Source organism: Rummeliibacillus sp. SL167, assembly GCF_007896505.1.
GTDB classification, from domain to species: domain Bacteria; phylum Bacillota; class Bacilli; order Bacillales_A; family Planococcaceae; genus Rummeliibacillus; species Rummeliibacillus suwonensis.
On the sequence record NZ_VCBM01000001.1, the window covers coordinates 567684 to 580013 of the forward strand.

Annotated in this window: 11 protein-coding genes and 1 pseudogene; 9 read left to right on the plus strand and 3 right to left on the minus strand. The window is 34.3% G+C overall.

Translation table 11 applies throughout. The features are described 5' to 3' along the window. The first annotated feature begins 21 nt into the window (after positions 1–21). From FEZ13_RS02485 to FEZ13_RS02510, 6 genes and pseudogenes are all read left to right on the plus strand, one after another. Positions 22–237 carry a YqgQ family protein gene (locus tag FEZ13_RS02485; protein WP_186725734.1) on the plus strand — a complete coding sequence of 72 codons (216 nt, stop codon included), beginning with the start codon at positions 22–24 and terminating at the stop codon, positions 235–237. Between the two features lie 488 nt (positions 238–725). Further along, the gene (locus tag FEZ13_RS02490; RefSeq protein WP_146551330.1) at positions 726–2606 is read left to right on the plus strand and encodes an LTA synthase family protein; all 1881 of its coding nucleotides are present in this window, start codon (positions 726–728) and stop codon (positions 2604–2606) included. Positions 2607–2867: 261 nt separating this feature from the next. Next, positions 2868–3068: a hypothetical protein gene (locus FEZ13_RS02495; RefSeq protein WP_146551331.1), complete on the plus strand. Its 201-nt coding sequence runs from the start codon at positions 2868–2870 to the stop codon at positions 3066–3068. Next, on the plus strand, positions 3058–3411 hold the full coding sequence (gene tnpB, locus FEZ13_RS02500) for an IS66 family insertion sequence element accessory protein TnpB (RefSeq protein WP_124218077.1): 354 nt from the start codon (positions 3058–3060) through the stop codon (positions 3409–3411). The genes FEZ13_RS02495 and tnpB overlap by 11 nt, the downstream gene beginning before the upstream one ends. A gap of 50 nt (positions 3412–3461) precedes the next feature. Continuing rightward, positions 3462–5026 (plus strand): annotated as a pseudogene (gene tnpC, locus FEZ13_RS02505) (IS66 family transposase). Between the two features lie 128 nt (positions 5027–5154). Then, positions 5155–6246 carry a YqgU-like beta propeller domain-containing protein gene (locus FEZ13_RS02510; RefSeq protein WP_146551332.1) on the plus strand — a complete coding sequence of 364 codons (1092 nt, stop codon included), beginning with the start codon at positions 5155–5157 and terminating at the stop codon, positions 6244–6246. 213 nt (positions 6247–6459) lie between these two features. Here the strand turns inward: FEZ13_RS02510 and FEZ13_RS02515 are convergent, their stop codons facing one another. Beyond that, the gene (locus tag FEZ13_RS02515; RefSeq protein ID WP_146548322.1) at positions 6460–6639 is read right to left on the minus strand and encodes a DUF2759 domain-containing protein; all 180 of its coding nucleotides are present in this window, start codon (positions 6637–6639) and stop codon (positions 6460–6462) included. Between the two features lie 852 nt (positions 6640–7491). On the opposite strand from FEZ13_RS02515, the gene FEZ13_RS02520 reads away from it, so the two are divergent. Continuing rightward, the gene (locus FEZ13_RS02520) at positions 7492–8130 is read left to right on the plus strand and encodes an MBL fold metallo-hydrolase (RefSeq protein WP_146551333.1); all 639 of its coding nucleotides are present in this window, start codon (positions 7492–7494) and stop codon (positions 8128–8130) included. Between the two features lie 426 nt (positions 8131–8556). On the opposite strand, the gene FEZ13_RS02525 is transcribed toward FEZ13_RS02520, so the two are convergent. Both FEZ13_RS02525 and FEZ13_RS02530 read right to left on the minus strand, forming a co-directional pair. After that, complete coding sequence (locus FEZ13_RS02525) at positions 8557–8799, minus strand: DUF2626 family protein (RefSeq protein ID WP_119416339.1); 243 nt, start codon at positions 8797–8799, stop codon at positions 8557–8559. Between the two features lie 317 nt (positions 8800–9116). Continuing rightward, positions 9117–9812 carry a helix-turn-helix transcriptional regulator gene (locus FEZ13_RS02530; protein ID WP_146551334.1) on the minus strand — a complete coding sequence of 232 codons (696 nt, stop codon included), beginning with the start codon at positions 9810–9812 and terminating at the stop codon, positions 9117–9119. A gap of 427 nt (positions 9813–10239) precedes the next feature. Here FEZ13_RS02530 and comGA point away from each other — a divergent pair, with 427 nt between their 5' ends. Further along, the gene (gene comGA, locus FEZ13_RS02535) at positions 10240–11271 is read left to right on the plus strand and encodes a competence type IV pilus ATPase ComGA (RefSeq protein WP_146551335.1); all 1032 of its coding nucleotides are present in this window, start codon (positions 10240–10242) and stop codon (positions 11269–11271) included. Next, positions 11231–12304 (plus strand): competence type IV pilus assembly protein ComGB, encoded by a 1074-nt coding sequence (comGB, locus tag FEZ13_RS02540; RefSeq protein WP_146551336.1) that lies wholly within the window; start codon positions 11231–11233, stop codon positions 12302–12304. The genes comGA and comGB overlap by 41 nt, the downstream gene beginning before the upstream one ends. Positions 12305–12330 lie beyond the last annotated feature (26 nt).

A 12330-nucleotide genomic window follows, 5' to 3' on the forward strand; every position in this document is an offset into this window, starting at 1 on the left:
TGAAAGGGGGCGAAAGTACCCTTGGAAACAGTATATGATGTAATGCAATTTTTGAAACGCTTTGGAACGTTTATTTATACAAAAAATCGAGTGGGTGATCTGCAATTAATGGAGATCGACTTAATGGAATTGTATAAAGGTGGTTTAATTGAAGCTCGAGAATTCCAATCAGCTCGCCATATTTTAAGAACAGAAGAAATAAGATTAGAAAATGAAATAGCGAAAAAAGATCAATAACATCATTTTGGGTGAAACTTTTTTAGAATTTATTCGTTTATATATGAGTACAAACTTAATTGTTGGAAAAATAGGGTAAAATGTTGCTGATACTTTACTAAAGATATAGGGAGTGGAGGAGCATTTGTCCTGAGGAAGAAGCAGATCTACACGAACTGATGGAAGAAGCAAAGTTGTAGTGCATCATATCCCATGGCAACTGCTCCTCGTGATCAATATTCTACTGTCTAGAAGTGGCACAAACACCTATTTGAGGAAAGCAAGGAAAGAAATCAATCACAGAAATCAGTTGACGATATCTATTTTGATGGGTAAAATTGGTTAATAATATAAGTGATAGGAGTAACAAAAATAATAATATGTAACGAACAGTGAAGATGTAATAAATATGTTGCGTTTTTGTAAAAAAAGTATTAATATATATTTTGTTTCTTTCATATGTAGAATTAAATCTGTAACGAACGAAAGAAAGTAGGAGGATGTTAGGAATGAAACTCAATAAGCTACCTAAACATTCAATATTGGTGATCGCAATTGTCACCACTTGGATTAAGACATATATTACTTATCAAACAAGCTTTGATATGAAAATTGAAAATACAATGCAACAACTTATATTATTGATTAATCCACTTGCATTTTTATTGTTTATATATGGAATTTCGTTATTCTTTAAAACGGCAAAAGTACGTAATCGATATATGATTACTGTAAGTGCCATTTTGTCAATTGTTTTATATGGTAATGTTGCGTTTTACAGATTCTTTAATGACTTTATTACACTACCTGTATTATTCCAAACAAGTAACTTTGGAGATTTAGGAAATTCAGCTGCATCATCTATTTATTGGTATGATATTTTCTATTTCACAGATGTAGTGTTATTGATTTTAGCTGTTAAGTTCTTACCTGTCGCAAAAGAAGCGGCAATTATAAAACCAAATATACGTCGCACATATTTCGTGTTGTCTTTTGCTATGCTATTCCTAAACTTGGGTTTGGCAGAAACAGAAAGACCTCAACTATTAACTCGTAGTTTTGACCGCGAATTATTAGTTAAGAATATTGGTACGTATAACTATCATTTATATGATATTTTCATTCAATCCAAATCACACGCTCAACGCGCTTTGGCTGATGGCAGTGAGTTAACGGATGTAACAAACTATGTGAAGTCAAACCAAGGTGAAAATAACAAGAAAACATTTGGTATTGCCAAAAAACGTAACGTTATTATTATTTCGCTCGAATCTACCCAAAACTTTGTTATTAACAATAAAGTGAATGGTCAAGAAATTACACCATTCCTTAACAGCTTAACAAAAGATAAAGATACGTTCTATTTCGATAATTTTTATCATCAAACAGGTTTAGGCAAAACTTCTGATGCAGAATTTATCGTTGAAAACTCTTTATATGGTACAGGACGAGGAGCCGTATTCTTTACAAACAGTGGAAATACTTTCAACTCTATGGCTGAGAGATTAAATGATAATGGCTATTATACTTCCGTATTACATGCAAATAACAAGAGTTTCTGGAATCGTGATATGATGTACCAAGCGTTGAATATTAAACATTTCTATGATGTAGAATCATATGATGTAACGGATGAAAACTCCGCAAACTGGGGCTTGAAGGATATTCCTTATATGGATCAATCAGTGAAAATAATGAAAACATTGCCACAACCATTCTATACACGTTTGATTACATTATCTAATCACTATCCGTTTACATCAGATCCTGAAGATCAATTGATCAAACCTTATACTTCAGATGATAATACTGTAAATCGTTATTTCCAAACGGTTCGATATACAGATGAAGCTATAAAAGAATTGTTCAAAGACCTAAAAGAATCTGGCTTATATGATAACTCAGTGATTGTGATGTATGGTGACCATTATGGTATTTCTGAAAATCATAACAAGGCAATGGCCCAATATTTAGGCAAAGATTCAATTACACCATTTGATTCTGCTCAACTGCAAAAGGTGCCATTCTTTATCCATGTTCCACATTCAGGTATTGGTAAAGAAATGCATGAAATTGCTGGGCAAATGGATATACGTCCAACCGTTTTACATCTACTTGGTGTTGATACGAAAAACGATTTACAAATGGGCACGGATCTATTCTCTAAAGATCACAAAGATTTTATCACGTTCCGCGATGGGCGCTTTGTAACAGATAAGTTAGTTTATGCTGGTGAAGTATGTTACGATAAATCAACCGGAGAAAAAACAGATTCATCTAAATGTGATCCTTATATTGATCAAGCAAACAAAAAATTAGATTACTCTGATAAGATTATCAATGGGGATTTACTTCGCTTTTACAATAACAAAACAGGTGAAGCAAAATAAGAATAGATGACATTTTTGGACCACATAGCTAATTGTGCTATGTGGTTTTTATCTTGATTCAATAAGAAGAATGCCATTATAGAAAAAGTAGTAAAAGCTCGCTTATTTATAATAAAGGAAAAAAACCGCACTATGTGAAGTTTCACTTTATAAATCTCTCTTTTTTTATCGTTTAATCGTAAACCCGTATTCAAATAACGCATATAAATAAAGCAGCACCTCCGGTACTATAAAGGTATTAATTTAAGGAGGTGCTTACTTATGCCAACAAACAAATTAACGATTGTTCCCGTCAAACTAGATCCAATCATTGAAGAAAATACTCCTGTTGAATCTCCGATATATCCTGTAAGTCCAGACTGTGTGATCAAAACAACTATGGCTGAAATCTCCTTCTTTAATGGCGTAGATGAGCGCATCATTCAAACCATTATGAAGGAGTTGAATAAACATGAAGCATGATTTTACGAGCGTGCAAAACATCTATATTATTTGCGGCAAAACTGATATGCGTAAAGGTATTGATGGTTTGGCTACGCTCATTCAAGATTCTTTTGAATTGGATCCATATAGTGATTCTATCTTTTTATTTTCTGGTTGGAGTAAAGATCGCTACAAATGTTTATACTTTGACGGTGATGGCTTCGCCATGCTTTATAAACGCTTAGATAATGGAAAACTGCAATGGCCTAAAAATGAAAAAGAAGTACGTAATCTATCACAACAGGAACTTCGCTGGTTATTAGAAGGATTATCCATTCAACAGCCAAAGGCCATTGCGAAATCTGTAAAAAGTATCTTTTAAATTCATCTATCAAGATGGTATAATCATTCATAACTTATATTGAACGAAAAGTGGTGAATGATTTGGAAAACACTTCGAATGAAAAAATAATTCTATTACTTCAAGAACAACTAACCTATACGAAAGAACAAAACAAAAGTTTGACCAAACAAATTGAGGTGTTAACCGAACAAGTTCGCCAATTAACAAAGGCTTTATACGGTTCAAAATCGGAAAAATCAAAGTATCAAGCGCCAGATGGCCAATGTTCTTTATTTGAAGATGATCCGTCTTTTAACGATTCTGAGCACACAGAAGAACAAAGCACGGCAACGATTACTTATACAGTTGTCCGTAAACTAAATAAGAAAAAACGGAATGATTCTTTACGTGAGGGGATTGAAATTGAAGAAGTTCACCATCATCCCAAAAACACGCAATGCGACTGTTGTCAAGCACAAATGGAGGAAATCGGAAGTACCGTTGCGCGTGAAGAAGCGAAATTCATTCCGGCAAAAATGATGTGCATCCAACATATTGAGCATGCTTATGAGTGTAAACACTGTAAAAAGGACGCTAAGCAAAAGGCACAAATCAAACGTGGAAAAGCACCACAAGCTGCCATTCAACGAAGTATTGCTGGACCAACTGTTCTCGCAAAACTTATCTACGATAAGTTTATTCAGTACTTACCTCTTTACCGTCAGGTGAAAGAGTGGGAACGATATGGTCTTCTAACAAATGATAAGAACTTATCGAACTGGGTTATTCGTGCAGCAAAAGATTGGCTCTTCCCTGTTTATGAACAGATGAAAAAAGCTTTAATGGCCAAATCAGTTCTGCATGTGGATGAAACCTATGCGCAAATTATTCATCGATCAGACGGAAAATCTGGGCAATCGAATGCCTACAATTGGGTGTTCCGTAGTGTATCTAGTCAAGGACCCATCATTGTCCTTTTCCAAAGTGCTCTATCAAGAGGTCGTTCTGTATTAGAGGACTTTACAAATGGCTTTAAAGGAACCATTATTTGTGATGGCTATTCTGCATATGGGATCTACCTGACGTCACATTCGCTAACTGTTGGGCACATGTGCGACGTTATTGGATGAAAGCCGATAGTAAAAATGGCCAAGTGGGTGTTGATTATTGCGATCAGTTGTATCGTTTAGAACGCCAGTTCAAGCATCTTTCACCCGGAAAGCGTCGAAAAGCACGTCAAAAACAGTCGAAGCCGATTGTGGAGAAATTTTTGAAATGGGTAGATGAATCACCTTTCTTCGGGAAAAATGCGCTCGCAAAGGCAGCCGAATATACCTTGAATCGTGTCCATGGTTTGAAGGCATTTCTATTGGACGGACGGATTGAAATCGATAATAATCCAGCGGAAAACGCCATTCGTCCAAATGTGATAGGTCGAAAAAACTGGCTTTTCTCTGTAAGTGAAGCTGGCGCCAAAGCAAATGCCATCTGTTTGAGTTTAGCGGAAACAGCCAAAATAAACGGTATTGATTTCTATCAGTACCTCGTGAAGCTGTTAAGCGAGCTACCCAATTTACCAATCTATCAGCAGCCAGAACTTTTAAATGATTACATGCCTTGGTCAAAAAACATCCAAGCGACATGTGCAAAATAGCCAACTATCCGAAAAAAATTTCAGATAGTTGGCTATTCGTCGTGCGTACCGAAAAGGTGCGCTTATTTTTTATATTTCGGGCTTACGTTTAATCGTATAATAGAATAATTAGAAAGGATGTGATAAGAGTGAAGAAAGTGATTTATCTAGTAGCGATTACAGTATTTTTTCTTGTGGCATGCCAGCAACAGTCCCATTCAAAGGAAAATTCAAAAACAAATACAAAGAAAACCATTGCGACTATCGACTCATCATTAAATATTGTTCCATATCATTTAATGGAAGATCATTTCTATAGAGTTGTTGGATTTTCATCTGAAGTCGAAGTTCTATTAATTGAACAGCAGCCAGAAGGGGAGCAATTAGTTCAATATAATTTATTGACAGGAAAGAAGAAAATCCTTTATTTTTCCAAAGATGATATTATACAAGCTTTTATCCATCCGAGTATGAAACAAATCCTTTTACAAACGGCAACGAATGAAAAAAGAGCGACCGTTATGATACTATCGAATACTGGTGAACTTTTACATAAGTTTCAGGTGAAATCCTCAGAAATCTCTATTGTATGGAATCCAAGCAATGCAAATCTTTTGGCATTGGCAGCTTTTAGCGATGATTTTTCATATAAAAGTTATATTTATGAAAGTAACAAAGAAAAGCTTCATAGATTTCAATCTGCAAACCCTTTTTGGACATGGCTTACGGATGATTCATTATGGATGAATAGAATGGGTAATAACCCTTTGAATGGTGGTACATTATCAATAATAGATTGGAAAAAGAATCAAGAAATACCGCAGTCTGAACACAAAGTGATCTATATGAGCTGCTTTAAACAATCAAAGATTATTGTCACAATGGATTTTAAACATGAAGAATTTCAATATGTATTACAAAAAGGAAAGCAAAAGAAAGTGTGGAAAACACCAGCCGTTTCGAGCTTTTCCCAATGGTTTGTGCCGGAAATTCAGTGGCTTGAAGATCAATCTATGATGACATTACTTCCGATGAAAAATGGTATAGTAGATGATGGAGAACATCCATTTCAGCTTGTTCATGTAACTTTAAAAGGTGTTCAAAACATAGGACAATTCAAAAATTATGAGCCCATTACTTGTTCGTCTAAGGGAATCGTATGTCTATCGGGAAATAATTATGAAACCTTAATCAGTACCAAATCATATGAAATGAAAAAATGGCTATTGTTGAAGAAATAATATACCTGCATAATGTCTAAAAATTTATCCGTAAACAGGCAGTAATATCCTTATTTCAAGCTAAGCTGTAAACAAGTAGAGAAGTGAGGGATAACTGCCAGTAAATTTGATTGGTTTAACTCTACCCAGTCGAACCAACACGAGGTAAAGCTTGTAAACGAATACAAAAAGGATACCCCAAAATTGGGATATCCTTTTTGTATCAATTTTTAATTAGTGTAGGCTTGGTGGGAAACCTTGATGAAGAATCGTCATAACAACGAACCATCCAAACACGGCGAATGCCGCAAGGTTAAAGATGACACCAAGAATAGCTTTTTCTTTAAGCGCTTGCACAGTTCCTACTAGGCCTAGAATTGCAACTAGACCAAAGATAACCATTAATAAGTTCAATATAGACACTCCTTTCGACATCAGAAAATGAATGTCGCAAAACAATATTCCTTCTTTATTGTAAAGCTATTTGTGAAGTTTGTCGAGAACTTAATGTGACGTATATTTGAACGTATTTTAAAATAGTTGTTTTTTTGTGAAAAAAGATTGTTCATTTTTGAACCCATCATTTAACAAGCAAAAAGCAGCAACTCCTTCGACAAATTGAAGAAATTCAACCTTTGCATGCAAAGGTTTGGAGAAGTTTTAGTTCCATCACAAAAGTTTTTCCCTCTATTTATCAATAGTATTATGAATTAGAGATAAAATTATAACTGAATCAATTTCATAAATCAATTTCATAAATCATTTTCTTCTTAAAAAATACGAACATTTAATAATAGCTAATTTTATAGTTGTGGAGCGGAAGATGGCGACTCCTCGAAAATGCATGCGCATTTCCTTCGTGCGATGTGAGTTCAAGAAGTTTATTCAAAGTCCTACGGGGAAAGCTTGAGCTGAAAGCCCCGCAGGAACAATTTAAGGGACAAAGCCTAAGTTCGCCACGTCCTGTGGCAACGGCTTCGGGGCCAACATCGTGTCGACCCGAGGAGATTGAAGCCAAGCCCGTGGAAAGCGCCGTCTGGAGCGGAACAAAAATTTCTGAATATTAATGTTCATGTTGATTTAAAATGTTCGTGTTTTTTATCTGAATTTTACATTATGAAATTGATTCAACTATGTATTAATTAAAAATAACTCAAGGTGATTTCACATATAATGATTTATAAATAGTACCAATAATTTATCACAAAATACTTTCATCTTGAGTGCTGATTCACTTTTTCTGTATAATGGGAGTGAGGTGAAGAAATGCTAAATATTCGTACATATCCATTAGGACCAATTCAGGCAAATTGTTATGTTGTTAGCAACTCGGAGAAGGAATGTCTGATAGTAGATCCAGGTGGAGAAGGAAATACATTAGTCAGACAGTTGAGAGCCTTCAATTTAAAACCCGTTGCGATTTTGTTAACTCATGCCCATTTCGATCATATCGGAGCTGTAGATGCAATTAGAGAAGTCTATAAGATACCGGTATATTTGCATAAAAAAGAATCTAGCTGGCTTCAAGATCCTATGAAAAATGGCTCAGGACGATACTCAGAAATTCCAAATGTCTTAGTTTCTCCTGCTGATCACTTAATCGAGAATGAGCAAATATTGATGATTCATCATTTCAAATTTGAAATATTGCATACACCTGGGCATTCACCAGGAAGCGTTAGCTTTTTCTTCAAGGATGATGGATTTGCTATAGTGGGGGATACATTGTTTGAAGGTAGTATTGGTCGTACAGATTTAGAAGGTGGGAATCATAAACAATTATTATCATCCATTCATCAAAAGCTATTAACATTAGATGAGGATACTATCATTTATCCTGGTCATGGAGGACCAACACGAATTGATATTGAAATGGAACAAAACCCATTTTTAAATGGATTTTAAAGTTCAAGCATCTAAACATAGTTTGGGTGCTATTTTTATGTAATTGAACCGATTTTTGATTTCAAGTTGCACTATTCTAGCCATTGTTTAGATTGTGAGATCATCATTCATACAGGCAACTATTCTTTGCGAGTCTGGTTTAGTTTTTTTATATCCATTTCATAGTGGTGCGTATGAAATGAATTCAAGTATAAAGTGAAGCCTGCATAAGTGAGGGGGTAAAGCAGAATAAAAAATAAAAAAGAGGCACTGAGGCCTCTTAGTTCGAAGAGATTATCTTCATTTAGGGGATGTTTTCTCTCCATCTATAAAAGGGAGGGATAAAGTTAAGCTACGAATATATCATATAGCACCTTTTCCAATATGTCAATAGTGCAAACTAATAATTATAATAAAAAAAGACAGTCAATGACTGCCTCTTTCTTTTTAATGCTCTAAACCTGGTACGTGAATGAATGTAGCGTAATATGTGAATCCAGCAAAGAATACTGTTAAGTAAGCACCGAAAATATACATATACATACGTTCTGTAAGGTTTAAGAAGCCTAATAGAAGGAAAAATCCTGTGTTAGCTACGAATAATAGCGAAACCTCTTTCATACCACCTAAATAAAACATAACTGCGAAAATACCTGTCCAAAAGCCAAGCACTTTATACATATTATCCATGTACGGTTCCCTCCTTTTCGACGACACAATAATCTCATATCCATTATAAATGATTTTATTGATACATGTAAACTGCAAGTTAATAAGAGTTTGTGACAATACAGTGTAAAAAATTCACAAAGCTTAAAAAATATAAATATTAATGGAATCAGCAGCAAAATAAAAATATTTACTTTGTCGGTATTTTATATGTTTAGTTTAAATTGATTGAACGTGTTTGCTAAAAAGCATACAATCGTTTGAAGATTGTACTAGCACAGATTTAATAATTGAGTGAAGAAAATAATATCCTATAAAAGCGGTTTATCTATAATCTATTATATATTTATGCGATAAGTACAGTAATCACAATTATTCGTCATGCTTTCAATTTGCACAAAATCTTTAACGTCAAACAGCGCATCAAATTGTCCCTTTAAATAGGATTCGTGTAAATCACATATGATGGATGCATGCTGACCAATTTTATCATGATAAGGGCAATTATAGACAGCAAATGATATAGTTCTGCCATCTGGTGTATTTTTGATGAGAGGAACATAGCCGATAAGAGATGCAGCTTCTGTCATAAACTCTACTTTTTCTTCAAATGTTAATTGAAGTTTGTCTTTTCCATGACTTAAAATAAGCTGGTCCATATCTTTTATGCCTTTTTTATAGCTGATTTTTTTACCAATTTGATTTGCTGGTTCTCCGATTTCATTGATAATTTCGAGAGTCCATTCCAGCAGCTCTTCATAGTTTCTTTTTGGAAATGATATAGTGATACCGTTTTCATTTGCTTTATATCTTCTTCCAGGACGTCCGCCTTTACCTGTTTTTTCATATTCTGAATTCACTACTTCAATTTCTGTGAGTTTTGTTAAATGTAGTCTGGCTACGTTAGGATGAATTTGAAATTTTTCAGCAATTTCTTGAACAGAAAAGGATTTCTTTTCTTGTAATATAAATTGATATATGGAAAACCTAGTTTCGTCTGATAAAGTGCTTGTAACTTTTAATGGATTTAACATGATTCATTCACCTCCGATTGTCACTTACTATTATATAACAATAATTCAATTGTAACAGTAGAAGACAACTATTCTTCAAGAAAATGTGATTTTTTTGAGAAGTTTTAAAGAACTTTATTGAAAGTTTTATAAATTCAGCAAGATTGTACGAATAGTAAATAAAATTTTTTAGAGATATTACAACTTCACGCCGTTGCAGTTTTTTTCATTCCTCACTGTATATTGACTAATCGGTCAAGCAGTTGCACTTATAGTCGATCTTCTTGATCTCTTTGCTTGACTTGCGTTTTGAAGTTGAGAGGGATACTGTCTGTTCATACGAGATAAAAATATTTTCAATAAATTCTTCCAATTTTATAATAGACTATGTATAATACTGTTAACAAGTATTGAGCGGTCGTTACTTGTATGGTTAAAAGGAGGTAAAATGTCTTTTACTGAAACGATTATTGAACAAAAATCGATGCAGTTATTACAAAAGGCGATAGAGTTTGGCGCATCAGATTTACATTTAATGCCGTCAACAGATCAGTATAGCGTTTATTTTAGAAAATATGGACAACTTATACCGGTTGGACAACTTCCCCAAGATATAGGAGATCGGATGATTTCTTATTTAAAATTTTTATCCTCATTAGACATAAGTGAAAAACGTAAACCTCAAAGTGGCTCATTCGAGCAAACATTCAGTAAACAGCTTATTTCTTTTCGTGTTTCTACCTTACCGTCCGTCTATTTAAAAGAGAGCTTAGTCGTTCGATTAATGCTTCAAAATCGTGCACGTCCGATTTCGGAACTTAGCTTATTTCTGCATTCTGCGAACCAATTGGTTCAACTTGTAGAACAATCTCAAGGAATCCTATTTACAACTGGCCCAACAGGTTGTGGAAAATCAACAACTTTATATTCACTAATACATCATCTTGCAACAAAATATCAAAAACATATTATTTCTTTAGAAGACCCTGTTGAAAATAACCAATCAGATTTATTACAAATACAAGTAAATGAAAGAGCGGGTGTCACCTATGCTGTAGGCTTAAAGGCTATATTAAGACACTCACCTGATGTGATTATGATCGGTGAAATAAGGGATCGAGAAACTGCACAAATCGCTATCGAGGCAGCATTAAGTGGTCATTTAGTGGTGACAACGATTCATAGCAAAGACACTGTCGGCTGTCTATTCCGTTTATTAGACTTAGGAATCTCACTGGAAGAATTAAAACAAACAGTTGTAGGTGTCGTAGCCCAGCGACTTGTTCATCTTATGTCAACTCAAAAAATGACTGCCGTTTTTGAAATATTATCAGGCTGTTATTTAGCTGAAGCCTTTCGATCCATAGAATATGGTCATTCATATGAACTCCCAATGGAAATTACACTAGAAGGTCAAATCGCAAAGGGGGTAAAGATGGGTGCAATTACCCTTCATCCACAAGAAAAATTGGATCGATAAATTGTCTTTTAAAAAGCAAAAACAAATAAAAGAACCAGCACAATTATTGAAAAAGTTGAGTGTGTTGCTAGAAGAAGGCTATACATTTTCTGATTCATTGTTCATGCTGATGCCTCACCATTTAAAACATAAATCAGAGCTGGAAGAAAAGGTTCAAAAACAATTACGTAATGGAGCATCAATGACTGAAGTTCTAAGTTTGTTAGGTTACCCTAAAATTTACCTTATGACGATTTTAGTTGCAGAACAATATGGAAAAACCGTTCAAGTTTTGAAAACAGTAGCAAATCAAATGAAAAAGAAAGAAGAAAATAAACAGCGATTTGCAAAATTGTTGACCTATCCAATCATTCTTTTCTTCTTTCTTATTGTGCTTTTTTTAGCTTTTAGATCATACTTTTTACCTAATATGTCCTTAATGATGAATAATCAAACAACAGAAGATCGTTTTGATTTAAAATTGTCTACGTTTTTTTTACATTTACCAGATTTGTTTATGATATTAGCGGCTTTACTAATAATTTTATTATGGATAAGCGTCTATTGGCTAAGTAGAAAAACAGTTGACGACCAAATTCAATTCATATTGAAAATTCCAATTGTAAATCGTCAATTCAAATTACACATGACAAGGCAAATCTCATATGAATTAGGTGGTTTGATTGAAAGTGGAATGTCAATGCAAGACGGTCTCCATATATTGCAAAAACAATCATTACAACCTTATTTATCCGAGGTCGCTGAAAAAATCAAGAAACGAATCATCTACGGTGATTCGTTATCGACAGCTATTAACAAAGAAAAATTTTTTTATAAAGGATTCGCAGAGCATGTACTTCATGGTGAGCAGGGTGGAAACTTAGGACGTGAATTACAAATTTATAGTGAATTTCTGACCAACCGAACTGAAACCAATATCCAAAGAGTACTTGCACTCGTACAGCCAATACTCTTTGTCATTGTAGCACTCTGTATTTTGGGCGCTTACCTTGCCATATTGTTGCCCATGTATAAAATGATGGATCTTGTGTAAAAGGAGGAGAAAAAATTTTGAACCAG

Excerpts from the sequence above, each read along its gene's own strand:
- FEZ13_RS02490 (WP_146551330.1), top strand. The coding sequence starts at position 726 with ATGAAACTCAATAAGCTACCTAAACATTCAATATTGGTGATCGCAATT.
- FEZ13_RS02495 (WP_146551331.1), top strand. The coding sequence starts at position 2,868 with ATGCCAACAAACAAATTAACGATTGTTCCCGTCAAACTAGATCCAATC.
- tnpB (WP_124218077.1), top strand. The coding sequence starts at position 3,058 with ATGAAGCATGATTTTACGAGCGTGCAAAACATCTATATTATTTGCGGC.
- FEZ13_RS02520 (WP_146551333.1), top strand. The coding sequence starts at position 7,492 with ATGCTAAATATTCGTACATATCCATTAGGACCAATTCAGGCAAATTGT.
- FEZ13_RS02525 (WP_119416339.1), bottom strand. The coding sequence starts at position 8,799 with ATGGATAATATGTATAAAGTGCTTGGCTTTTGGACAGGTATTTTCGCA.
- FEZ13_RS02530 (WP_146551334.1), bottom strand. The coding sequence starts at position 9,812 with ATGTTAAATCCATTAAAAGTTACAAGCACTTTATCAGACGAAACTAGG.
- comGA (WP_146551335.1), top strand. The coding sequence starts at position 10,240 with ATGTCTTTTACTGAAACGATTATTGAACAAAAATCGATGCAGTTATTA.